The organism is Mesorhizobium sp. HAY1-8B (genome assembly GCF_056868045.1).
This window is the reverse complement of record NZ_CP200321.1, coordinates 1,273,008-1,295,437: the sequence shown is the minus strand read 5'-3', so window position 1 is coordinate 1,295,437 and position 22,430 is coordinate 1,273,008. Positions and strand designations below refer to the sequence as shown.

20 protein-coding genes are annotated in these 22,430 nt (G+C 64.4%); 7 read left to right on the top strand and 13 right to left on the bottom strand.

The window, feature by feature from the left end; genetic code table 11:
* Positions 1 to 119 precede the first annotated feature (119 nt).
* The 6 genes from AC1VON_RS06475 to bcoG all read right to left on the bottom strand — a co-directional run bounded on the left by AC1VON_RS06475 (position 120) and on the right by bcoG (position 6,882).
* A complete protein-coding gene (locus tag AC1VON_RS06475; protein WP_172347390.1) occupies positions 120 to 902 on the bottom strand; it encodes a carnitinyl-CoA dehydratase in 783 nt (260 codons plus the stop codon).
* Positions 895 to 2,973, bottom strand: a complete 2,079-nt coding sequence (locus AC1VON_RS06470; RefSeq protein WP_483121032.1) for an acetate--CoA ligase family protein — start codon at positions 2,971 to 2,973, stop codon at positions 895 to 897. The genes AC1VON_RS06475 and AC1VON_RS06470 overlap by 8 nt, the downstream gene beginning before the upstream one ends.
* 85 nt (positions 2,974 to 3,058) lie before the next feature.
* A complete protein-coding gene (locus tag AC1VON_RS06465) occupies positions 3,059 to 4,222 on the bottom strand; it encodes an acyl-CoA dehydrogenase family protein (RefSeq protein ID WP_483121030.1) in 1,164 nt (387 codons plus the stop codon).
* 4 nt (positions 4,223 to 4,226) lie between these two features.
* Positions 4,227 to 5,321 (bottom strand): carnitine 3-dehydrogenase, encoded by a 1,095-nt coding sequence (locus AC1VON_RS06460; RefSeq protein WP_140770327.1) that lies wholly within the window; start codon positions 5,319 to 5,321, stop codon positions 4,227 to 4,229.
* Complete coding sequence (locus tag AC1VON_RS06455; protein WP_483121027.1) at positions 5,318 to 5,947, bottom strand: HD domain-containing protein; 630 nt, start codon at positions 5,945 to 5,947, stop codon at positions 5,318 to 5,320. Before AC1VON_RS06455 ends, AC1VON_RS06460 begins: the two co-directional genes overlap by 4 nt.
* A gap of 17 nt (positions 5,948 to 5,964) precedes the next feature.
* Entirely contained in the window at positions 5,965 to 6,882 is a 918-nt protein-coding gene (bcoG, locus tag AC1VON_RS06450) for a 3-dehydrocarnitine:acetyl-CoA trimethylamine transferase BcoG (RefSeq protein ID WP_056570308.1), read from the bottom strand.
* A 79-nt stretch (positions 6,883 to 6,961) separates the two neighbouring features.
* On the opposite strand from bcoG, the gene AC1VON_RS06445 reads away from it, so the two are divergent.
* Positions 6,962 to 7,942 (top strand): GlxA family transcriptional regulator, encoded by a 981-nt coding sequence (locus tag AC1VON_RS06445; RefSeq protein WP_172347394.1) that lies wholly within the window; start codon positions 6,962 to 6,964, stop codon positions 7,940 to 7,942.
* Here AC1VON_RS06445 and AC1VON_RS06440 read toward each other — a convergent pair.
* The 3 genes from AC1VON_RS06440 to xylA all read right to left on the bottom strand — a co-directional run bounded on the left by AC1VON_RS06440 (position 7,939) and on the right by xylA (position 10,215).
* Positions 7,939 to 8,142 carry a hypothetical protein gene (locus AC1VON_RS06440; protein WP_172347395.1) on the bottom strand — a complete coding sequence of 68 codons (204 nt, stop codon included), beginning with the start codon at positions 8,140 to 8,142 and terminating at the stop codon, positions 7,939 to 7,941. The genes AC1VON_RS06445 and AC1VON_RS06440 overlap by 4 nt on opposite strands.
* 177 nt (positions 8,143 to 8,319) lie before the next feature.
* Entirely contained in the window at positions 8,320 to 8,799 is a 480-nt protein-coding gene (locus AC1VON_RS06435; RefSeq protein WP_172347396.1) for a GNAT family N-acetyltransferase, read from the bottom strand.
* A 90-nt stretch (positions 8,800 to 8,889) separates the two neighbouring features.
* The gene (gene xylA / locus AC1VON_RS06430; protein ID WP_483121024.1) at positions 8,890 to 10,215 is read right to left on the bottom strand and encodes a xylose isomerase; all 1,326 of its coding nucleotides are present in this window, start codon (positions 10,213 to 10,215) and stop codon (positions 8,890 to 8,892) included.
* Positions 10,216 to 10,322: 107 nt separating this feature from the next.
* Between xylA and AC1VON_RS06425 the strand changes: the two genes are divergently transcribed.
* Positions 10,323 to 10,685, top strand: a complete 363-nt coding sequence (locus AC1VON_RS06425; protein WP_483121022.1) for a nuclear transport factor 2 family protein — start codon at positions 10,323 to 10,325, stop codon at positions 10,683 to 10,685.
* A gap of 32 nt (positions 10,686 to 10,717) precedes the next feature.
* Here AC1VON_RS06425 and xylB read toward each other — a convergent pair whose 3' ends face one another.
* On the bottom strand, positions 10,718 to 12,172 hold the full coding sequence (gene xylB, locus AC1VON_RS06420) for a xylulokinase (RefSeq protein ID WP_483126279.1): 1,455 nt from the start codon (positions 12,170 to 12,172) through the stop codon (positions 10,718 to 10,720).
* 81 nt (positions 12,173 to 12,253) lie between these two features.
* On the bottom strand, positions 12,254 to 13,576 hold the full coding sequence (locus tag AC1VON_RS06415) for a tetratricopeptide repeat protein (RefSeq protein WP_483121020.1): 1,323 nt from the start codon (positions 13,574 to 13,576) through the stop codon (positions 12,254 to 12,256).
* Positions 13,577 to 13,801: 225 nt separating this feature from the next.
* Here AC1VON_RS06415 and AC1VON_RS06410 point away from each other — a divergent pair, with 225 nt between their 5' ends.
* Positions 13,802 to 16,591 (top strand): autotransporter family protein, encoded by a 2,790-nt coding sequence (locus tag AC1VON_RS06410; RefSeq protein ID WP_483121018.1) that lies wholly within the window; start codon positions 13,802 to 13,804, stop codon positions 16,589 to 16,591.
* A 31-nt stretch (positions 16,592 to 16,622) separates the two neighbouring features.
* Here the strand turns inward: AC1VON_RS06410 and AC1VON_RS06405 are convergent, their stop codons facing one another.
* Complete coding sequence (locus AC1VON_RS06405) at positions 16,623 to 17,246, bottom strand: LysE family translocator (protein WP_172347401.1); 624 nt, start codon at positions 17,244 to 17,246, stop codon at positions 16,623 to 16,625.
* 158 nt (positions 17,247 to 17,404) lie between these two features.
* Positions 17,405 to 17,527, bottom strand: a complete 123-nt coding sequence (locus tag AC1VON_RS06400) for a hypothetical protein (protein ID WP_080680899.1) — start codon at positions 17,525 to 17,527, stop codon at positions 17,405 to 17,407.
* Positions 17,528 to 17,765: 238 nt separating this feature from the next.
* On the opposite strand from AC1VON_RS06400, the gene AC1VON_RS06395 reads away from it, so the two are divergent.
* The 4 genes from AC1VON_RS06395 to AC1VON_RS06380 all read left to right on the top strand — a co-directional run bounded on the left by AC1VON_RS06395 (position 17,766) and on the right by AC1VON_RS06380 (position 22,401).
* Positions 17,766 to 18,533, top strand: a complete 768-nt coding sequence (locus AC1VON_RS06395; RefSeq protein WP_172347402.1) for a L,D-transpeptidase — start codon at positions 17,766 to 17,768, stop codon at positions 18,531 to 18,533.
* 186 nt (positions 18,534 to 18,719) lie between these two features.
* Positions 18,720 to 19,886 (top strand): diphosphate--fructose-6-phosphate 1-phosphotransferase, encoded by a 1,167-nt coding sequence (locus AC1VON_RS06390; RefSeq protein WP_483121016.1) that lies wholly within the window; start codon positions 18,720 to 18,722, stop codon positions 19,884 to 19,886.
* On the top strand, positions 19,886 to 20,605 hold the full coding sequence (locus AC1VON_RS06385) for an MBL fold metallo-hydrolase (protein WP_483121015.1): 720 nt from the start codon (positions 19,886 to 19,888) through the stop codon (positions 20,603 to 20,605). The genes AC1VON_RS06390 and AC1VON_RS06385 overlap by 1 nt, the downstream gene beginning before the upstream one ends.
* Before the next feature lie 254 nt (positions 20,606 to 20,859).
* Entirely contained in the window at positions 20,860 to 22,401 is a 1,542-nt protein-coding gene (locus tag AC1VON_RS06380; protein WP_483121013.1) for a DegQ family serine endoprotease, read from the top strand.
* Positions 22,402 to 22,430 lie beyond the last annotated feature (29 nt).

The following is a 22,430-nucleotide window of genomic DNA, read 5'->3' as shown; positions in this document are numbered from 1 at the left end:
CTCCTTTACCTCCCCCTTGATGGAGGAGGTCGCCGCGGTGCGGCGGGTGGGGGTGACGGCGCTTCACCCAACCCCGGACCTTCGGTCCGACCCTCCCATCAAGGGGAGGGTAAGGTGGCTCACTTCCCCTTCCACACCGGATCGCGCTTTTCGGCGAAGGCGCGGAAACCTTCCATATTGTCTTCGGAGCCGTAGAGGACATCAACCGTCGCCAACTGGCGGCGCGTCACCTTGTTCATGGCGTCCTGGAAGGTCAGCGCTTCGGCCACCCGTGCCGTCTCCTTGATCGCCGCGAACACCAGCGGCGGACCACTGGCCAGCAGGCGGGCGATCTCCCAGACGCGGTCCTCGAGCTTTTCCTTGGGCAGCACCTCGTTGACCAGGCCCCAGCGATGCGCCTCGGCGACATCCATCCAGCGGCCGGTGAGCAGGAGATCCATGGCGACATGATAGGGGATGCGCTTGGGCAGCTTGATCGTCGCCGCATCGGCCAGCGTACCGGCGCGGATTTCCGGCAGCGCGAAGGAAGAGTGGTCGGAGGCGTAGATGAGGTCGCAGGACAGCGCCAGTTCGAAGCCGCCGCCCACCGCCATGCCGTTGACGCAAGCGATGACCGGCTTGTTCAGGTCGCGCAGTTCCTGCAGCCCGGCAAAGCCCCCGACACCGTAGTCGCCGTCGACCGCATCGCCGCCGGCGGCGGCTTTCAGGTCCCAGCCGGCGCAGAAGAACTTGTCGCCAGCGGTCTTGACGATGGCGACGCGCAGTTCCGGATCGTCGCGGAACGCCTTGAAGGTTTCGCCCATCAGCCGCGACGTCTTCAGGTCGATGGCATTGGCCTTGGGCCGGTCCAGGGTGACCTCGAGGATCGAGCCTTCGCGGCGGGTCGAAATGACGTCAGACATTCTTGTTTTCTCCCAGCACCAGCAGCGCGTCGGCGATCCAGGCGCCCTTGCCTTCGACGCAGACGATCAGCGGGTTGATGTCGAGTTCCTCGATCTCGCCGGCATTCTTCTGCACGAAGCCGGCAATGCCCGCGATGGCGTCGATGGCGGCCGCGACGTCGGCCTTCGGCCGGCCGCGATAGCCTTCGAGCAGCGGGAACAGCTTCAGGCCGCGCAATGCCGCCTCGATGTCGTCGCGGGTCGCCGGGAGCATCAAGGTGACGCTGTCACGCAGCAATTCGACCAGAACGCCGCCGGTGCCGAGCGTCATGACCGCGCCGAACATCGGATCGCGGGTGAAGCCGACAATCAGTTCGGCAACGCCGTCGCGCACCATGCGTTCGACATAGAGGCCGGTGCCGAGCGGCAGCAGATCATGCGCCGCCGTGCTGACGGATTCCGCGTCCTTGAGGTTGAGCTTGACGGCGCCGACCTCGGATTTGTGGGTGACGCCCAGCGCCTTCAGGGCGACGGGAAAGCCGAGCGCCATCGAGGAAATCACTGCCTCGACCGCATTGCCGGCACGCTCGCCCTTCGGCACGGGAAGGCCGGCCTTGATGAGCCGCGCCTTGGCTTCGGCCTCGTCAGGCGTGACATGCTCGCCGCCGGCGGCACCGGCAGCTGACGTGTCGACCGGCTGCGCCTGCGGTTCAGCCCACGCCCAGCCGATGAAGGCCGCCGCGCCAGCGGCATCCATGGCCTCGGAAATGCCGAACAACGGCACCATGCCGCGCGCCATCAGTTCGGCGGTGTATTCCTCGGGCAGGTTCTCCGGCAGCGAGGAGACGATGGCGCCATGCGCCTTGTTCGTCTTCAGAGCCGATTCGAAGGCGCGCAGCGTCGCCCACCAGTCGGTGACCGAGCAGCGATCCGGACGCGGGAAATCGAGCACCAGCATGTTGAGGTCGAAGCCGCCCGACACCATGGCGGTGAAGGTGGCGGTCATCGCCGGCTCGTTGTTCCAGATGAAGGTGTGATAGTCCAACGGGTTGGCGACCGCGACCAGCGGCCCAAGCGTTGATTTGACATGGGCGCGGTGCTGTTCCGTCAGAACCGGGAAGTTGACCCAGCGCCCTTCGGCGCTGTCGGCCATGACGGAGGCTTCGCCGCCGGAACAGCTCATCGACGATAGTTTGTACCCCGGCAGCGGACCGGTGATGTGCAGCAGCTTCAGCGCCTCGATGAAGGCCGGGATGGAATCGACGCGGGCAATTCCAAGCCGCCTCAGAAAGGCGCCCGAGGCCGCATCCGAGCCGGCGAGCGAGGCGGTGTGCGAGACGGTCGCCTGCCGCGCCTGTTCGGAGCGGCCAACCTTCATGGCGATGATCGGCTTTTTTAGCTCGCGCGCCCTGGCGGCCAAGCGTTCGAAGCCGGCTACGGAGTCAAAAGCCTCGATGTGCAGCCCCAGCGATGTCACACGCTCATCCTCGATCAGGCCGAGCGCCATTTCGGACAGGCCGGTCTGCGCCTGGTTGCCGGCGGTCATCAGGAAGGCGATCGGCAAGCCACGCTTCTGCATCGTCATGTTGATGGCGATGTTGGAGGACTGGGTGATGATGGCTACGCCCTTGCCGCCTTCCTCCAGCCTGATGCCGCCATGCTGGTCGGGCCACAGAAGCGCGCCGTCGGCATAGTTGATCAGGCCGTAGCAGTTCGGGCCGATGATCGGCATCTGGCCGGCGGCCGCGACCAACTCGGCCTGCAGCCGTTCGCCGTCATCGTCATAGGCCTCGGTCTCGAGGAAGCCGGCGGCAAAGCAGACGGCGCCACCGGCGCCGCGCTCGGCCAGCGCCTTGACGACCTCGATGGTCCGATGGCGGTTGACGCCGACAAAGGCGGCATCCGGCGCGCCGGGCAGATCCGCGACGGACCGATAGGCCTTGCGGCCGGCAACCTCGTCCTTGGTCGGATGCACCGGCCAGATTTCGCCGGCAAAGCCCATCTTGATCGATTGCGCGACGACGGCGGCGGCCTGCACGCCGCCGAAGACGGCGATGGATTTCGGGCGCAGGAGACGTTCGAGTTTATGCATGGTCATCTTTTCGTTTGAGCGCGATCTCGGGACAAACGATCTCGTTTGCCCGACAGGACCGTATCCCGGCTTGGGCGATCATGCTCTAAGCTCCGAACGGACGCAGCAGCGCCCGCGAAATAATATGTCGCTGAATCTCCGACGTGCCTTCCCAGATGCGCTCGACGCGGGCGTCGCGCCAGATGCGCTCCAGCGGCAGGTCGTCCATCAGCCCCATGCCCCCATGGATCTGGATCGCTTCGTCGGCGACGTAGGCCAGCATTTCGGTGGCCTTCAGCTTGGCCATGGCCATGTCCTGGTCGGTGACCGTGCCCTGATCGTATTTCCAGCCGGCTTCGAACACCATCAGGTCGGCGGCTTTCAGTTCCGTGGCCATGTCGGCAAGCTTGAACGACACACCCTGGAACTTGCCGATCTGCTGGCCGAACTGCTGGCGCTGCGCGGAATACTCGATGGCGTGGCCGAGCGCCCGCTCGGCTCGGCCGAGACAGGTGGCGCCAACCTGCAGGCGGGTGGCGCCCAGCCAGGAATTGGCGACCTCGAAACCCTTGTGCACTTCGCCGAGCACCTGGCTTGCCGGCAGCCGGCAATCGTCGAATTCGAGGATGGCGTTGGTGTAGCCGCGATGCGAGACATTGCGGTAGCCGTCGCGCACCGTGAATCCCTTGGTGCCCTTGTCGACGAAGAAGGCGGTGATCTTCTTGCGTTTGCCACGCGCGGTTTCTTCCTCTCCCGAGGCCATGAAGCAAATCGCGAAATCCGCGAGATCGGCGTGGGAGATAAAGTGCTTGGTGCCGTTCAGCACCCAGTCGTCGCCATCCTGCACCGCGGTCGCCTTCATGCCGCGCAGGTCCGAGCCGGCGCCCGGCTCGGTCATCGCCAGGCAATCCCACTTCTCCCCGCGAATGCACGGGAACAGATATTTTTCGCGCTGCTCCGGCGTGCCGGCGAGCAAGATGTTGGAGGGACGCGCAACGCAAGTCCAATGCAGCGCGTAATTGGCGCGGCCGAGTTCCTTTTCGTAGAGCAGCCAGGTCACCGTATCGAGGCCCGCACCGCCAACGTCCGCCGGCATGTTGGCGGCGTAGAGGCCGGCCTCGATCGCCTTGGCCTTTATCTCCTCGATCAGGTCGCGGCGCAGCACGCCGGTGCGCTCTACCTCGCGCTCATGCGGGTAAAGCTCGTTCTCGACGAAGGCACGCGTCGTCTCGACAATGAGCTTCTGTTCCTCCGACAGCCCGAAATCCATGGTCTCAGCCTTTCTTCTTTTTCTTCGGCTTTTCCGCCTTCTTCACCGGCTTGGAGGCCTTGGCCTTTTCTGCAGCCTTTGAGGCCGCCGGCTTCTTCGCCGCCAGCTTGGCCAACTGCTTGGTATAATCCTTGTGCAAGGCGCCCGCGCCCCAGCCCTTGCCCTTGTTCTGCTTCGACAGCGCATCCATGATCGCGACCAGATTGTCGTCGCGGATCTTTTCCAGTTCGCGGATCGACAGACCGTGCGCCTGGTCGTCCGACTGGGTGGCGATCAGGTCGACCAGCTCATCATTGAATTCGGGCACGTCCATGAGCTTGGTCCACGGCCATTTCAGGCACGGCCCGAACTGCGCCATGAAGTGGCGCATGCCGGCCTCGCCGCCTGCAACGCGATAGACCTGGAACATGCCCATCTGCGCCCAGCGCAGGCCGAAGCCGTAGCGCATGATGTCGTCGAGTTCCTCGACCGTGCAGATGCCGTCCTTGATCAGCCACAGCGCCTCGCGCCAGGCCGCTTCGAGCAGGCGATCGCCGACGAAGGCTTCGATCTCCTTGCGGATGACGACCGGCTTCATACCGATCGAGGCATAGATCTCCTTGGCGACCTCGATGGCCTCGGGGAAGGTCTGATCGCCGCCGACGATTTCGACCAACGGCAGGAGGTAGACCGGATTGAACGGATGGCCGACGACCAGCCGCTCCGGGTGCTTCTTCATCGCCACCTGCATGTCGGTCGGCTTGATGCCGGAGGTCGAAGAGCCGACAATGGCGTTGGCCGGCGCATGGGCGTCGATCTCGGCCAGCACCTTGTGCTTGAGGTCAAGCCGTTCCGGCACGCTTTCCTGGATGAAGTCGGCATCGGCCACCGCCTCGGCTATGGTCTTGGCGAAGGTCAGCTTGCCCTCTTTCGGCAAGCCGCCGGGCACCATCTGCTTGTAGGCGCGGCGCGCGCCCTTCATCACTTCCGATACCTTGCGCGAGGCTTCCGGGTCCGGATCAAAGATCGACACGTCGATGCCGTTGAGCAGCAGCCGCGCCACCCAGCCGGCGCCGATGACACCACCGCCAATGGCGGCAGCCTTGTTGATGATGCTCATGCGGAAGCTCCGGTTCTTGTCCTGGCTGTTTCGGGATCGATGAGAGGCACGCGCTCGCCGGCGCGGATCACCGCGGGGTCGTAGGCCTTGCGGGCGAAGACTTCGAGCACGAAGGGCCGAAAGAAGTCGATCGGCAGCGTCTCGTATTCGGGATCAAAACTCGACTGGTCCCAGCGTTCGCAGAACTGGTCGCAGTCGTCGAAATAGGCATGGCCGGCGAAGCGGTCGCGCGCATGGCGGTTGCCGCCGAGATGGTGGGCGTAATAGAGCCGCTGGAAATCGCCGTGCTTCTCCACCACCCAGGTGCATTGCTCGCGCACGAAGGGTTTCAGGATCGAAGCGGCATATTCGTCGTGGTTGTAAGGGGCATAGATGTCGCCGATATCGTGCAGCAGCGCGCAGGCGATCCAGTCAGTGTCGGCGCCGTCGCGCCAGGCGCGCGTCGCCGCCTGCAGCGAATGGCCAAGCCGGGTGATCTTGTAGCCCGACAGGCCCTCATCGAGCTGCACCAGCGCATCGAGCAGCCGATCGCCGGTCTTGGCGGCATAGTCGATTTCATGGGCGGTCAGGAACTCGTAGTCGTCCTTGTCGCCATCCTTCATCGCGGTGAATTTGACGGTTGTCATTCTGGACGCCCTCCAAACTATGCCGCGATCGGCGCCCGCTTGGTCAGGTTGAGCTTCTTGCGCACTTCCTCCGGCCCCAGGATCCGAGCGCCGAGATTGGTGACGATGCTGGCGGCACGCTCGACCAGCTGCGCATTGGTGGCCAGTACGCCCTTGTCCAGCCAGAGGTTGTCTTCCAGCCCGACGCGGACATTGCCGCCGGCGAGCACCGCGGCCGCGGCATAGGCCATCTGGTTGCGGCCGATGGAAAAGGCCGACCAGTTCCAGGTCGACGGCACGTTGTTGACCATGGCCATGAAGGTGTTGAGATCGTCCGGCGCCCCCCACGGCACGCCCATGCAGAGCTGCACCAGCGCGTCGGGGTTGAGCACCTTTTCCTCGACCAGCTGCTTGGCGAACCAGAGATGGCCAGTGTCGAAAGCCTCGATCTCGGGCTTGACGCCGAGCGCCGTCATCATGCCGCCCATGGCGCGCAGCATGCCGGGCGTGTTGGTCATCACATAGTCCGCTTCGGCGAAGTTCATGGTGCCGCAGTCGAGCGTGCAGATTTCCGGCAGGCACTGGCGCACATGTTCCATGCGGTTGGTGGCGCCGCCCATGTCGGTGCCTTTTTCGTTGAGCGGCAGCGGTGCTTCTGGCGAGCCGAACACCATGTCGCCGCCCATGCCGGCGGTGAGGTTCAGGATGACGTCGACGTCTGCCGCGCGGATGCGCTCGGTCACTTCGCGATAGAGGTGGACGTCGCGCCGGGGCTTGCCGGTCTCGGGGTCGCGCACATGGCAGTGGACGATCGCGGCACCGGCCTTGGCCGCGTCAATGGCCGAATCGGCGATCTGCTTGGGCGAGCGCGGCACATGCGGGCTGCGATCCTGCGAGCCGCCGGATCCGGTCACGGCACAGGTAATGAAGACCTCACGGTTCATCGCGAGCGGCATGGAATTCTCCTCCCAATTCGAACAGAGGCATAACATTGCGCGACTTGCAGGGGACTGCTTTGCGCTTTACGAAGATGACATGATAAAAAACGAAAAAGCGACAATCTTTCGTGCCGAGCAGTCGCCGCTCAGGGTAACGCTGCTGGTGTTCTCCGGGGCGTCCATCATGTGCGTGGCATGCGCCGTCGATCCGCTGCGTGCCGCCAACCGTATTGCCGGCGAAACCCTGTTCGACTTCAAGCTGGTTTCGGTGACCGGGGAGGCACCGGTCACAACATGCGGCCTGCCCGTGGCGGTCAGCGGCCGGTTCGATGCGACGGAGCCAACCGATGTCCTGGTCGTGGTCGCGGGCTTCGGCACGCAGAACTATGCCACGTCGGCCTTGCTCGCCGGCCTGCGCCGCGCGGCGCGCTCGGCTCGCGCCTGTGGCGGCGTCGAGGCGGGCACATGGCTGGTGGCGCGCGCCGGCCTGCTGGAGGGGCGCAGCGCCACCACCCATTGGGAGGACATGGAGGATTTTTCGTCGGCCTTTCCAGGCGTCGACGTGCGCCCTGATCGATACATCATCGATGGGCCGGTCTTCACCACCGGCGGCGCCTCGCCGACGCTGGACCTGATGCTGCACCTGATCCGCACCCGTCTCGGCATGGCCGTGGCGCTGGATGTGGCAAGCGCGTTCATCTACGATCAGGCGCGGGTGGCTACCGACGCGCAGCCGCTGGTCTCGCTTGGCCGGCTCGACGGCTACGATCCACGCCTGGCGCAGGCCATCCGGCTGATGGAAGCGCATGTCGACCAGCCGCTCACCATAGAAGCCATAGCAAAGCGCGCCGGCGTGACGGCGCGGACCCTGGAAAGCATCTTTCGCAAGTCGATCGGCGAGACGCCTGGCGCCTATTATCTGAGGCTGCGCCTGGGCGCGGCGCGCCGGCTGGTGGTCGACACCAGGGTGGCGATGGCGGATATTGCCGGGCGGACGGGATTCTCCTCCGCCGCGGCATTTTCCAGAGCGTTTTCAAGAGCATTTGGCGAAGCCCCGGTCAGACTTCGTCGGGGTTAAGCCGCGTTCCGACGATCGGTGCCAGCGTCGATCTGCGAGCGCATCTGCCTCACAAGACGGACTTCAAAACGGCTGCTGACGGCGCGATCCCATTCGTTTTTCACGTCGTCGGTCGGCCGCGGCAGCGCCATCAGCCGGTCGATGATCGATCCGGTCTCACCGGATGAGAGCAGGGCGTCGATTTCGCGTTCGTGCTGCATATCGGTTCGCCTCCTTCCTTTTCACCCGCCACAACGTCACTCTTATACGAGATACGTGACGGCAGTTTGAAGGCAAGAGCGAGGTCATTGAGGGGCGGCCAGGGGCAAAACCATGTCGCCGAATGAGCGCTTTGGCGCAAAGCCGTTCCGCACGCCAAAATCCGAATCAGGTGACGTTCAGCCTAGCCGCTTCTCGAACAGCACGGTGGTGAAACCGCTGTCCCATTCATCGTCGGGGTAGCGATCTTTCTCGACATAGCCGACCGCCTTGTAGACACTCTGGGCGCGCTCATTGAACGTATCGGTCTCGAGCCGCGCCTGGCGGAATCCGGCAGCGCGGATAGCCTGTTCGGCGTGCGCCAGCAGCCTGCCACCGACCCCCTGGCCCTGATGGCTGGCCCTGACATGCAAAGCCTCGATGAAATCGCCGCGCCAATGGATCAGGCCGGCAATCTCGCCATCGATCTCGGCAATGGTGAATTCCGGCCAGCTCTCCTCGACGTAGTGCCCGCCAAGATCGGTCTCGACATAGCGCTGTGCCGATGCCTGGGAGATGTGCGGCAGCCAGGTGCCCTCGAACGTCTCCCGCAGCACCTTTTTGAGAGCCACAAGATCGCTTAGCCGCGCCTTGCGTACCGTGATCCGCCCGTTTGCCATTGTCATCTCCCTTCTGGGGAGCGGACTAGCAAAAGGCGATCACGGCGGCTTTCAGCCACATCGGGCAGATATCGGTCCAGAAGTCAGGCGTCAGACGTAACGGTTGACAATGTTCTCCAACAGCTCCTGACGGCCGGAGCGCGGCTGCGGCTCGATCTTCTTCTTCACCACGCGTTCGGCGATCTCCTCCAGCGTGCGCTTGCCCGACAGCATCGCCTTGGCCTCGGCGGTGTTCCAGCCCGCGTAGCGCTCTGCCAGCGGCGCGGATAACGCCTTGTCCTCGACCATGCGGGCCGCTGCCTTGAGGCCGCGCGCGCAGGAATCCATGCCGCCGATGTGACCGATCAGCAGATCCTGCGGATCGAGCGACTGCCGGCGCAGCTTGGCGTCGAAATTGGTGCCGCCGGTCTTGAAGCCGCCGGCCTGCAGGACCTGATAATAGGCCAGCGCCATCTCCGGCACGTTGTTGGGGAACTGATCGGTGTCCCAGCCCGACTGGTAGTCGTTGCGGTTCATGTCGATGGAGCCGAAAACACCGAGCGCATTGGCCAGCGCCAGCTCGTGCTCGAAGGAATGGCCGGCCAGGATGGCATGGCCCTGCTCGATGTTGAGCTTGACCTCCTTCTCCAGGCCGAAGCGCTTGAGGAAGCCGTAGACGGTGGCGACGTCGTAATCGTACTGGTGCTTGGTCGGCTCCTGCGGCTTCGGCTCGATCAGGATGGTGCCCTTGAAGCCGATCTTGTGCTTGTAGTCGACGACGAGGCTGAGGAAGCGCCCGGCCTGTTCCTGCTCGCGGGCGAGGTCGGTGTTTAGCAGCGTCTCATAGCCTTCGCGCCCGCCCCACAGCACGTAGTTCTCGCCCTTCAGGCGCTTGGTGACGTCGATGCAGCTTTTAACCGTCGCCGCCGCATAGGCGAAGACATCCGGATCCGGATTGGTGGCGGCACCCGACATGAAGCGGCGGTTGGAGAACAGGTTCGCCGTGCCCCACAGGAGCTTGACACCGGTCTGCTTCATCTTGCCGGCAAAGTAGTCCGCGATCTCATCGAGGCGGGCGGCACTCTCAGAAAAATCCTTGCCCTCGGGCCGGACATCGGCGTCGTGGAAGCAGAAATAGGGTGCGCCGAGCAGCGAGAACATCTCGAAGGCGACATCGGCCTTGAGTTTCGCCAGTTCCATCGTGTCGACGCCGCCGGCCTTGGGGAACCAGGGACGGTCGAAAGTCTGGCCACCGAACGGATCGCCGCCCGGCCAGGCGAAGGAATGCCAGTAGGCGACAGCGAAGCGCAGATGGTCTTCCAACCGCTTGCCGGCCACGACCTCGTCTGGGTTATAGAACCGGTAGGCCAGCGGATTGGTCGAATCCGGCCCCTCATATTTGATCTTCTGGATGTCGCCGAAAAATCCGCTGCTCATGATTTCTGTCCTCTCTCGAATAGTTCGCCCTGATTACCTCAGGCGTAATTGGTTTCGGTCCTGCACCGGTCGAAAAGGCTGATGTCAACAAACAAAGGAGACGGACCATGACCGACCTCAACGCAATCGCCGAGGGCTACATCACCGCCTGGAACGAAAGCGATGCCAGCCGCCGCGCCGAATTGCTCAAGGCGACCTTCACCGAAGACGTCAGCTATCGCGACCCGCTGATGCAGGGCGACGGCCATGATGGCGTCGCGGCGCTGATCGACGGCGTGCACCAGCGCTTTGCCGGCTTCCGGTTCTCGCTGAAGGGCACGCCGGACGGGTTCGCCGACAAAATCCGCTTCTCCTGGAATCTCGGCCCGGAAGGCACACCTTCCATCATCGAAGGCACCGACATCGGTGTCATCGAGAACGGCCGCCTGAAGAGCGTCACCGGGTTCCTCGACAAGGTGCCGGCGCAGTGAGTTGCCGAGCCGCGGCGTGTGCGAGAAACCGCTCACGCCGTGGCGCCCCTGATAGCCGGATACAGCGCCCGGTAGCGGTGATAGGCGTCCGCATAGGCGCCGCCGAGCCCGGCATCCGGTTCGATCGTGGCATCCGTCCTGGGCGCGGAGCAGACGGCCAGCGGATCGGCGCCGGTCGCCGCGATCAGGCCAAGCCTGGCGGCGCCAAAGGCGGCGCCGAAATCGCCGTCGGCTGGAATATCCACCGGCACTTGCAGCGCGGTGGCGATCGATTTCAGCCAGTAGCGCGAGCGCGAGCCGCCGCCGATCGCGGTGACGCGCGTCAGTGTGGTGCCGGCTTTCTTCAGGGCCTCGAGGCTGTCGCGGAAGGCGAAGGCGACGCCCTCCAGAACCGCCTGCGTCAGCGCCGCGCGGCTCGATTCGTGCGCCAGGCCGGTGAAGGAACCGCGAATGGCGGAATCATTATGCGGCGTACGCTCGCCGGAAAGATAGGGCAGGAAGGACACGCCGCTCGGCGCCATCAGTGTGTCCCCCAGTTCGGCGGTCAGTTCGCCAGCGCCCTTGCCCGTGATCTCGGACAGCCAGTTGAGCGAATCGGTCGCCGACAGGATGACGCCCATCTGATGCCAGGTGTTGGGCAGCGCGTGGCAGAAGGTGTGGACCGCGCTTGCCGGGTTGGGCAGATAGGACGCGTTGGCGGCAAACAGCACGCCCGACGTGCCGAGCGAGACAAAGGCATGGCCGGCGCCGACCGTGCCCATGCCGCAGGCGGAAGCCGCATTGTCGCCGGCGCCGCCGGCAACCGGGATGCCGGCCTCGACGCCCCATTTCGACGCGAGTTCGGCACGCAACCCGCCAGCCTTCTCAGTGCCCTCGACCAGGGACGGCATCTGCTTCTCGTCAAGGGCGGTGGCGGCGAGCAGTTCAGGCGACCAGCGGCGCTTGCCGACATCGAGCCAGGACGTGCCGGCCGAATCCGACATCTCCGAAATGTGCTCGCCGGAGAGCCAAAGTCGCAGGAAATCCTTCGGCAGCAGCACCTTGGCAACCTTGGCGAAGACCGCAGGCTCGTTGTTCTTCACCCAGGCGAGCTTGGGCGCGGTGAAGCCAGGAAAGACGATGTTGCCGGTGAGCGCGCGGAAGCGCGGATCGGCGTCGAGTGCCGCCGCCTCGACATGGCTGCGCGTGTCGTTCCACAGGATGCAGGGACGCAGCACGTGATCGGCCGCATCGAGTAAGGTGGCGCCATGCATCTGGCCCGACAGGCCGATGCCTTTCACCGCCGCGAACTGCTTGGGATAGGAAGCCTTCAATTCGGCGATCGCGTCTTCGCAGGCGCGTATCCAGTGCGACGGATCCTGTTCGGACCAGCCGGGATGCGGCCGCGAAACGTCAAGCGCGCCATGGCCGGAGCCGACGACATTCTGTCCGGCATCGATCAGCAGCGCCTTGACGCCCGACGTGCCCAGGTCGAGGCCGAGATACATGTTTTCCTCCCACGCCATTATTTTTTTCGGATCTCGAAAAAATCTGGCCGAGCCAGTTTTTAAGGCAAGATCCGCTCCGGGTCAATTCTCTGACAAATCGGCGGCGCGTCGTGAAAACAGGACCGATAGCGGGCTGTCCGGCCGCGCCATCGACCGCTCGGCCGCGAGCGCCCTGGCGAGCACGCCGTCCCCAGCTCGCAGCGCGGCTTCGATCAGCGTCAGGTCGATGACGTCGCGCTGCGCATGGCTTCCCCCGAACCGGTGGGCGATCGCGCGGATCGGCCGGATCAGGCGTATCGCCTCGGCGTAGTTGCGTTCGCCGAACGCCTTGATCGCCAGCGTCAGGGGATAGCCGACATCCCGGGTAAAGGCGGCGTTGTCGTCGCCGCCACGCATGGCCTCGCGCTGTGCCTCTAGCAAGGTCCGGGCCGGGGCATCCAGCCCGGCGCCCACAAACGCCATCATCGCATGGGCGTCGTTGAAGGCATAGTCGCCGGCGCCGGCCCCCGGCCAATTGGCGGCCAGCGCTGCCCAGCGATCGCCGATATCGATGCCGCCGAGATGCAATCGCCACAGGAGTGCCGACGCATCGACCATGTTCAGCGCCATCGCCGACGGCGTGCCGTAGATCGGTCCGTCATAGAGCGCCAGCGCCTGGTCGGTCTCGCCGAGATCGTAGTGAAACAGCGCCAGATGCCACCAATTGTGCACCTGCAGGAAGCTTTCCTTCGTCCACGCTTCGGGGTTGGCGCGCATCCAGGCAATGCCGTCTCTTTGCCGGCTTTGCATTTCCATCACATGGGCGACGGCGTGTTGCGCCCAGCCGTCGCGCGGCTCGATCTCGACCGCCATGCGGCCGAGTTTCTCGGCCCTGATATAGTCACCCATCTCCTCCAGCCCGAAGGCCTGCATGCCAAGCATGGCATGGTAACCTGGCATGCCGCTCTGCCAGGATGGCAAGGCGCGCGCGATGCGGTCGCGCAGCATGCGGGCATTGCCGGTGAAAAAGTCGATCTGGTGCCCGACCTGCAGCGCAACGGCGTCGAGTGGGGTGTCGATGGTGATATCCTCAAGGATCCTGGCGGCGTCATGCCAGCGCCCGTTGGCGAGATGACCGAGGGCTGAGACATGGGCCTTTTCGCGCGTTGTCGCGGCAAGCGGCAACGCCGCCTCGTGGCAGGCCCTGGCCACGGACGTCGCCTCACGTTCGGTGGCAAGCCCGAAGAGATAGCCCTTGAAGACATGCGCCATGACAAAACCGGGGTCCTGCGCGATGGCGCGATCGACGGAAGCCACCGGATCGCCGATGAAGCACTGCAATTGGCCCACCGCTTCGCTGTAGGGCACGAATCCCGCTTGCGTCGCACCCGAAAGTGCCAGGTCGAATGGATCCTTGATCGCCATGCAAAATCCCCTGACCGGCGTGTTGCGGGCACGATGCTCCTCGGTCCAACGCGATCTTAAAGCATGGGTCACGGACGCGCCAACCATGCGCCGTGCACACTGATTCCAGTAGATTTCGCAATTCATCAACCATGGCGAGCAGATTAGGCTTTGTAAAATTGAACGGATTGTGGCTTCATTGCGGCGCGGCAAAGGGCTTGTAATCGCGATCTGAGAGGGGACGCGATGCGGCATTTTGAAATACAGCTTCCGAACAGCCGTTCGGAGCGCGATGATAGGCTGATTTCTTTGTCGCGGCGAAGGCCGGCGCAAATTCGACCATGGTTTATTAGCTTACTTGCAACTACAGCGTTTGTATTGCTGCCCGGTTCCGCGACTTTCGCGGCCTGCGTGCTGATTCCATCGGCGGGAAATACCACCTTCACCTGCGACAGCGGCGATTCAGGCGGCAGCCTCACCGACACCAGCGGCGACAACACGCTCACCTTTCCCGCCGGCGGCACCGGCCAGGTGAGCGGCAACGTCACATTCGGCCCCGGCACGGATCGCATCAACATGCAGTCCGGCACCATCACCGGCACGGTCGATCAAGGCGACGGCACGGATTTCTTCACCATCGGCGGCGGCACCGTCACAGGTAACGTCCAGCAGGGCGCCGGCATCGACGACTTCAACATGAGCGGTGGCCAGATCGGGTCGCTCAACCAGGGCGACGGGCTCGACACCTTCACCATGACGGGAGGGCGCATCGTCGATTTCTTCGATGATGGGGATCGCGCGGTGATGACCGGCGGCCGCATCGGCCGCGTCAACATGAAGCTCGACAAGAACTATTTCAACATGTCCGGCGGCACCATCGACCGCAACCTCGTCACCGGCTTCGACCAGGACACCATCATCCTCTCGGGCGGCACGATCGGCGGCAACATCAGCGTCAGCGGCGGCAATGACAGTGTGACGATATCAGGCGGCACGGTCGGTGGCGATGTGCTGATGAGCTTCGGCTCCGACAATTTCGTCTGGAATGGTGGCGGCATCATCTATGGCGCGGTCGATCTCGGCGCCGACAACGATACCGCCAGCCTGAGCAACCTCACCAACGCCAATCTCGGCGGCACGGATGCCATAAATGGCGGCCTTGGCACCGACGCGCTGACCTTCGACAACGTCAAACTGGACGGGATCGCCCGGGTCCAGAACTGGGAGAGCATCGACGCCACCAACGACACGCAGCTGGCGCTCGACGGCAATCTCGTGCTCGGCGACAGCGGCACCGGCACCGGCTCGCTCAGCGTCGATGCATCGAGCACGCTCTATGGCGGCGGCTTCAACTCGACGATCCAGGCCTTCACGGCGGGCCAGCTGGCGCAGGTCACCAATGCCGGGCGCATCGACCTGACCAACGGCACCACTGGAGCGACCGACCGGCTGACGATTTCGGGCAATTATGTCGGCGCTGGCGGCGTGCTGCTTGTCCAGACCGAACTCGGCGACGATTCTTCCGCGTCCGACAGGCTGGTCCTGTCGGGCGGCACAGCTTCAGGCTCGACCGGCATTTCCGTGGTCAATGTCGGCGGCGCGGGCGCGGCGACCAAGCAGGACGGCATCATGGTCGTCCAGGCCATCAACGGCGCCACCTCGGGCGCCTCGACCTTCGCGCTCGATGGGCCGGTCGCCGCCGGCGCCTTCGAATACTATCTTTTCAAGGGCGGCGTCAGCGCCGGCAGCGACGAGAACTGGTATCTGCGCTCGACGCTGATAACACCGACGTCGCCGGCTGCGGCGCCACCGACGCTCGAGCCCTCGCCACCGGTGGAACCGGTGCCCCCGGCGGCCGAGCCACCGCCTCCGCCGCCCTCCGAACTGCCGCCGACGCCGCCGCCGAGCGAGGGCGACATCGACAATCCGCCGGTCGACCCGACGCCGCCGGTGCAAACCAGCGACCCGCAACCCGAACCACCGCCGCCACCGCCACCGGCGCCTCCGGCGGATCCGCCACCGCCGCCACCGGTGGTGCCGACTGCCGTGCCCGACCTGCCGGTACCGGCGGCCGGTCAGGAAATCGTGCTCTACCGCATCGAGGTGCCGGTCTATTCGGCCTTGCCGCCTGTGGCCGAGCACCTGGCGATGACCACGCTCGGCACCTTCCACGAACGGCGCGGCGAGCAAAGCCTGTTGTCGGATACGGAGTTGTCGCCGGTCTGGGGCCGCATCTATGGCCAGGACGCTGAGATGGGCTGGTCCGGGACGGTGTCGCCATCCTTCGACGGCACCCTGTTCGGCCTGCAGGCGGGCTTCGACGTGTTCGGCCGCGACACCGCCTCGGGCGGAATCGATCGCGCCGGCCTGTTCATCGCCTATGCCAGCATGAAGGGCGATGTGCGCGGCCAGGCGCTGGGGTGGAACGACCTGTCCGTCGGCAGCCTCGACGTCAGCGGCACCAGCGTCGGCGGCTACTGGACCCGCATCGGCCAGGGCGGCTGGTACCTCGATGGTGTCCTCATGGCCACCTTCTTCGGCGGCGACGCGACATCGTCGCGCGACATCGGCATCGATGTCGGCGGAACAGGCGTCACCGCTTCACTTGAAGGTGGCTATCCCATTGCGCTGGCGCAGGGCTGGACGCTCGAACCGCAGGCGCAACTGGTCTGGCAGCATATGTCGCTCGACGATACCAACGACCGCTTCTCATCGGTTTCCTTCGGCACCGACGATAGCGCCAGCGGCCGGCTGGGTGCGCGGCTGCAGGGCGAGACCGTCATCAACGGCATGGCGCTGCAGCCTTATCTCAAGGCTAACATCTGGCACGATTTCGGCGGCACCGACCGTGTCAGCTTCGACACCACCGACATTACGACCGAGGGCAGGTCGACCTCGTTCGAGTTCGGCGGGGGCGTAGTGGCCAAGGTGACGGACAAAGTCAGCATCTTCGCCACTGGCGACTACACCACCAATCTCGGCGGCGACAAGCGGCGCATCCTCGAGGGCAATCTGGGAATCAGCGTCAAATGGTGAGGCCCTCCAGGCCTCACCCCGTGTCAGGACATCAATTGCCCGAACGCATCGCCACCGTGGCGATGCCGGCACCAACCAGCAATGTGCCACCGGTACGGTTGAAGATGCGGATCGCCTTGGGATTGCGCACGACGTTTCGCGCGCGTGCCGCGATCAGCGCATAGCCAAAGGCATTGGCAAAGGCGAGCGCCAGGAAGGTGGCCTCGAAGATCAGCATCTGCGTCCAGAAGTCGGCGTGCCGGTCGAGGAACTGCGGCAGGAAGGCAACGAAGAAGGTGATGCTTTTCGGATTGAGCGCGGTGACCAGCCAGGCATGCGCCATCATTTTTGCCGACGATACGGCATCGGTCCGGGGTTCGGCCTTCAGCGCGCCGCCGGCGCGGAACAGTTTCACGCCGAGATAGATCAGATAGCCGGCGCCGATCAGTTTCAGGATGGTGAAGACACCAGCCGAAGCTGCGAGCAGCGCGCCGATGCCCAGCATCGACAAGGTCATGGCGGTGAAGTCACCGAGCGCCACGCCGACGGCCATCGGCAGGGCGGTGCGCCAGCCCTGGCCCAGCGCATAAGACACGACCAGCAGAATGGTCGGCCCCGGGATGATGAGAAGGATCGTCGACGCGGCGGCGAAAGCGGCCCAGTTTTCGAAGGACATGTCTGTCTCCCTTGGGTTAAGGAAAAGGATAAATCCTCAGTCCCGGGAGAATGTAAAGGGGCAGGATCTTTGTTTCTTGCGCGATTGCGGACGCAAGACCACCGCGCATTTTTCCTGAAATTGCCGCGCCATCAATTGCGCGAACGGCAGGGTTGGCGTCAGTTCGCGCCGCCCAGCGTGCTCACGATATCGGCCAGGCTGACATTGGCACCGAGGACCAATGCGGCCGCGACAATGGCGGCGGCAAAAAGCTTGATGTCGGTCTTTAACGTCTTGCACATGGAGGCCCCTCGCTGATCGCTTGCTGCGTAGGAGCCGCCGACGCCGGGATTATGACATGAGCTGGGTCTTTTTGTGCAGACCCCCTCGGTGGGCGGCCACCCGGGAGGGCCGAACCCGGCCAGGCAACGCGCAAATGCAGGCGATGCAAGGCATTCACGCTTTATCAACCATGAATGATGAAAATGCCTGCTATCCGGCCGGACCGTGCTTCCCGCCGACAGCGTAAGGTTTGGGTATATGCGCGAGTTGCCGCAAGGTCTGACGCCGCCACGAAACGGCGACGCAATCGAAACCGATCATCGTCTTTCCCGCCGCGCCGTCCTGTCGGGGGCAGGCGCACTGGCGCTGCTCAGCGCCGCCGGCTGCTCGACTTCCGGCGGCGGCATGCCGGCGCTTGAACTCGACAATACGGTCACCGGTTCCGTACCGCCGATGCGGCCGTCGATCAGCGTCGACAAGAACATCACCAGCCCCGACCTGATGTATGCCGCGTTGACGGACAACGGTTTTAACGTGCCGGAGGTGCCGTATCTGAAGGTCAAGCCGGAATTCCGCCGCCAGATCGTCGTAGACACGACCGGCGAAGCGCCCGGCACCATCGTCGTCCATCTCAAGGAGCGCATGCTCTATCTCGTCCAACCGGGTGGCGACGCGATCCGCTACGGTGTCGGCATCGGCAAGGACGGCTTCCGCTGGTCCGGCCGCGCCAACATCCAGTATGGCCGGGAATGGCCTACCTGGACGCCGCCGCCGGAGATGATCCAGCGCAAGCCCGAACTGGTGAAGTGGCAGGGCGGCCAACCCGGCGGCCTGACCAACCCGCTCGGGGCGCGCGCGCTCTATATATATCAGGACGGCAAGGATACCGGCTACCGCATCCATGGCTCGCCCGAATGGTGGAGCATCGGCCAGGCGATGTCGTCGGGCTGCGTGCGCTTGATCAACCAGGACATCATCGACCTCTACAGCCGCGTTTCGAAGAAGAACCCGGTCGTCGTCATGTGATCTTTCGAGCGGCCAACGCGGCCGCTTTATCGTCTTGTCCGAGCATGATTTCTGAACAAACGGAAAACCGTCCGTCCGAGAAAACCGGTTTCCATTTTTCGGGATCGTGCCCGTGACTCCCCGTTGCGCGATGCCGCGAGACAGGCGAAGGTGTCTTGAAACCCATCGCCTCGGGAGACGTCAGGAATGGCCGGAACTTTTGTTATCGCGCAAGGCGGCGGCCCGACCGCCGTTATCAACCAGACGGTTGTCGGCGCCACGCTGGAGATCCGCAAGAGGCATCCGGGCGCCAAGGTGCTGGGCTCCCTCCATGGCGTGCGCGGCATTCGTGACGGCAATTATGTCGACCTTTCAGCCATCCCCGAGGACCGGCTGCGGCTGATTGCCGGGACACCGAGCGCGGCGCTTGGCTCGACGCGCGACAAACCGGACGCGGCCTACTGCGACGTCATCCTCAAGGGCTTGCAGAAGGCCGGGGCCGACGCCTTCATCTATATAGGCGGCAACGACACCTCGGGCACACAGCAGATCCTGACCGACGCCGCCGGCGGCTCCATTGCTTTCGTCCATGCGCCCAAGACGATCGACAATGATCTCGAGGAGAACGACCATACGCCGGGCTTCATTTCGGCGGCGGAGTTCGTCGCTGGCGCCTTTCTGTCCGTCGACCTCGATTTTCGCGCTTTGCCCGGCATCTATGTCGGCATCGTCATGGGCCGGCACGCCGGCTTCCTGACTGCCGCCGCCGCGGCCTGGCAGCTTGATCCCGACAGCGGCCCGCATCTCGTCTATGTGCCCGAGCGGCCGTTCTCCGCGGCCGGTTTCATCGACGACGTGCGTGCGACGCTCGATCGCCACAAGCGCTGTATCGTCGCCGTGTCGGAAGGGGTCAGCACCGCCGACGGCAAGGCACTGGTCGAGAGCCTGGTGCCACCGGAGAAACTGGAACGCGACCAGCATGGCAACGTCAAATTGTCGGGCAGCGACCTGCCGGCCGCACTGGAACGGGCATTGGCCGATGGGCTCCCGGGCAAGCGGGCCCGCGTCGACGCACTCGGCTACATGCCGCGCGGCTATGTCGGCGCCATCAGCGCCGTCGACGCGCGGGAGGCATTCGATGCCGGCGCCTTCGCGGTCTCTGTCGCCGAACAGGGTGGCGGCTCGGTGGCGCTGCAATATGATGGCGCAAAGACCGTGCTGAAGAAGGTGCCGCTGAAGAATGTCGCCGGCAAGACCCGCCACATGCCGGACAATTTCATGAAGCCCGACGTCAGCCAGCTGTCCGACGCCGGCATGGCCTATCTCAAGCGGCTGGTGCCGGAAAAGTACAAGGTCGGGAAGCCGTTCGTCTAATGTCAGGCTGGTTCAGCAAGAGCATCGTCGACGACAGGACGACGATGCTGACCGAGCCGTTCGTGCATAACTATGTGCGCGCCAACATCTGGCATCTGCGGGGTCGCGACGCCGACCTTTTGGTCGATACCGGCATGGGCATCTGTCCGCTGGCGCCGCAGATCGAGACGCCGCGGGACAAGCCGCTGCTGGTCGTCGCCACGCACATCCATCTCGACCATGTCGGCTCGCTGCACGAATTTCCATGGCGGGCCGGACCGAGGATGAGTGCCGCGCAGTTCGAGAGCATGGATGAGGCGGCGACCTACGCCTACATGTTCCACGATCTCGAAGGCGCCGTTTCGAAACTGCCGGGGCCGGGCTGGAAGGCGGCCGATTACAAGATCCCAGCGGCGCCGCTGACGCGGACCCTCGACGAGGGCGACGTGATCGATCTCGGCGACCGGCAATTCCGCGTCCTGCATCTTCCCGGGCATTCGCCGGATTCGATCGCGCTGTTCGACGAGGCCGACGGGCTGTTCTTCAGCGGCGACGCCATCTACGACGATACGCTGATCGACAGCCTGCCGGATTCCGACCGGGCCGCCTATGTCAGTACCATGCAACGGCTGCTCGACCTGCCGATCCGCATCGGCCATGGCGGCCACGGACCGAGCTTCGACCGCAAGCGTATGCGTGAGATTGCAAAGGCTTACATCGAGCAAACCGGCGAAATCTGAGCCTCGCGAAGCGTTCACATCGCCAGGAGCGGTGATGCGAGCGCGGCACGCCGATCAGGCCGCAAAGAATTAAATCTTTGTAATATAACCGAAAAAACCTAATTCGCCCGCATCCGCGTCCTAGATTCCGGTTTCATCGACCTGAACGGCCGCCGCATGAAGCGAGACAGGCGGCCGCGACGGCCGGTACGCCGAATGGGCCGCTCCCTTACAGGCCACGGCGCCGAACCCAATGTCTCGCACGGACAACGACCATGTCATCCCACAACATTCTTCGCAGACATCGCGTCGCCGCATTGCTGGGCGCCGCCCTCATCATCTCCCCCTTCGTCGTTTCATTTGCTCAAAGTGCCGGCAACACAGGCGTGAGCAACGTTGTCGCGACGACCCAGACCCCTGTCGCCGGTATCACCGCCCCCAATGGCTCCTTTGCGCCGATCGTGGCGACCGACAAGCCCGCGGTGGTGACGGTCACAACCGTAATGAAAGCGCAGCCTGCAAATGACGACGACGGGATGCCTCTCGGCAACTCGCCGTTCGATCAGTATTTTCGCCAGTTCTTCGGCGACCAGGGCATGCCCGCTCCGCGGACACCGCCGCAACAGGCGCAGCGCGCCGAAGCGCTCGGCTCCGGCTTCATCATCTCCGCCGACGGCACGATCGTCACCAACAATCACGTCGTCGACGGCGCTTCCTCGATCAAGGTGACGCTCGATGACGGCACCGAACTTCCCGCCAAGCTTGTCGGCCGCGACGCCAAGAACGACCTGGCCGTGCTCAAGGTCAAAGCCGACAAGCCCTTGCCGACGGTCAGATGGGGCGATTCCGACAGGCTGATGACCGGCGACCAGGTGCTGGCGATCGGCAATCCGTTCGGCATCGGCACGACGGTGACGGCAGGTATCGTTTCGGCACGCGGCCGCGACCTGCACAGTGGGCCGTTCGACGATTTCATCCAGATCGACGCGCCGATCAACCATGGCAATTCCGGCGGCCCGCTGGTGGATGTGAACGGCAATGTCGTGGGCATCAACACGGCGATCTATTCACCCAATGGCGGCAGTGTCGGCGTCGGCTTCGCCATCCCGTCCGACCAGGCGCAGAAGGTCGTGGCCAAGCTGATGAAGGACGGCTCGATCCAATATGGCTATCTCGGTGTCGAGATCCAGCCGGTGACGCCCGACGTGGCAAGCGCCATAGGGCTCGATCATCCTGGCGGCGCGCTGGTTTCAAAGGTCAATGACAGTTCGCCCGCCGCCAGCGCCGGCGTCGAGGCCGGCGACGTCATCACCGGCTTCGCCGGACAGGACGTCAAGGACCCCAAGGATCTGTCACGCGCCGTCGCCGATGTCGCCCCTGGCGCCAAGGAATCGCTCGATGTCTGGCGCAAGGGCAAGGCCATGCAGATTTCCGTCAATGTCGGGCAAAACAGCGACGACGTGAAGACAGCGTCGACTGACGATTCCGGCATGCCGAGCGCCGAACAAGGCTCACGCGCGCCGGCGATCGGCCTCGGACTGATGGATATCACGCCCGACATTCGCCAGGAAATGAACCTCGCCGATAACGAGCATGGCGCGGTGGTTGCGCGCGTCAGCCCCGACAAGGCGGCCGCTGCTGCCGGCATCCAGCCGGGCGATATCATCGTCGCCGTCAACCAGGCGCCGGTGAAGAGCGCCCGGCAGGTTACGCAGGCGATCGCCCAGGCCAGCAAGTCGGGCCGCAAGTCGGTGCTGCTGCTGGTCGAACGCGACGGCGGCCAGATTTATGTTGCCGTGCCATTCGCCAATGGCTGAGGCGCGGGGCCGGATTTGACCCGAGGGCG

Bases quoted from the DNA above. Each gene is read 5' to 3' on its own strand.
- AC1VON_RS06475 (WP_172347390.1), bottom strand. From the start codon at position 902: ATGTCTGACGTCATTTCGACCCGCCGCGAAGGCTCGATCCTCGAGGTC.
- AC1VON_RS06470 (WP_483121032.1), bottom strand. From the start codon at position 2,973: ATGCATAAACTCGAACGTCTCCTGCGCCCGAAATCCATCGCCGTCTTC.
- AC1VON_RS06465 (WP_483121030.1), bottom strand. From the start codon at position 4,222: ATGGATTTCGGGCTGTCGGAGGAACAGAAGCTCATTGTCGAGACGACG.
- AC1VON_RS06460 (WP_140770327.1), bottom strand. From the start codon at position 5,321: ATGAGCATCATCAACAAGGCTGCCGCCATTGGCGGTGGTGTCATCGGC.
- AC1VON_RS06455 (WP_483121027.1), bottom strand. From the start codon at position 5,947: ATGACAACCGTCAAATTCACCGCGATGAAGGATGGCGACAAGGACGAC.
- bcoG (WP_056570308.1), bottom strand. From the start codon at position 6,882: ATGCCGCTCGCGATGAACCGTGAGGTCTTCATTACCTGTGCCGTGACC.
- AC1VON_RS06445 (WP_172347394.1), top strand. From the start codon at position 6,962: ATGATAAAAAACGAAAAAGCGACAATCTTTCGTGCCGAGCAGTCGCCG.
- AC1VON_RS06440 (WP_172347395.1), bottom strand. From the start codon at position 8,142: ATGCAGCACGAACGCGAAATCGACGCCCTGCTCTCATCCGGTGAGACC.
- AC1VON_RS06435 (WP_172347396.1), bottom strand. From the start codon at position 8,799: ATGGCAAACGGGCGGATCACGGTACGCAAGGCGCGGCTAAGCGATCTT.
- xylA (WP_483121024.1), bottom strand. From the start codon at position 10,215: ATGAGCAGCGGATTTTTCGGCGACATCCAGAAGATCAAATATGAGGGG.
- AC1VON_RS06425 (WP_483121022.1), top strand. From the start codon at position 10,323: ATGACCGACCTCAACGCAATCGCCGAGGGCTACATCACCGCCTGGAAC.
- xylB (WP_483126279.1), bottom strand. From the start codon at position 12,172: ATGTATCTCGGCCTCGACCTGGGCACGTCGGGCGTCAAGGCGCTGCTG.
- AC1VON_RS06415 (WP_483121020.1), bottom strand. From the start codon at position 13,576: ATGGCGATCAAGGATCCATTCGACCTGGCACTTTCGGGTGCGACGCAA.
- AC1VON_RS06410 (WP_483121018.1), top strand. From the start codon at position 13,802: ATGCGGCATTTTGAAATACAGCTTCCGAACAGCCGTTCGGAGCGCGAT.
- AC1VON_RS06405 (WP_172347401.1), bottom strand. From the start codon at position 17,246: ATGTCCTTCGAAAACTGGGCCGCTTTCGCCGCCGCGTCGACGATCCTT.
- AC1VON_RS06400 (WP_080680899.1), bottom strand. From the start codon at position 17,527: ATGTGCAAGACGTTAAAGACCGACATCAAGCTTTTTGCCGCCGCCATT.
- AC1VON_RS06395 (WP_172347402.1), top strand. From the start codon at position 17,766: ATGCGCGAGTTGCCGCAAGGTCTGACGCCGCCACGAAACGGCGACGCA.
- AC1VON_RS06390 (WP_483121016.1), top strand. From the start codon at position 18,720: ATGGCCGGAACTTTTGTTATCGCGCAAGGCGGCGGCCCGACCGCCGTT.
- AC1VON_RS06385 (WP_483121015.1), top strand. From the start codon at position 19,886: ATGTCAGGCTGGTTCAGCAAGAGCATCGTCGACGACAGGACGACGATG.
- AC1VON_RS06380 (WP_483121013.1), top strand. From the start codon at position 20,860: ATGTCATCCCACAACATTCTTCGCAGACATCGCGTCGCCGCATTGCTG.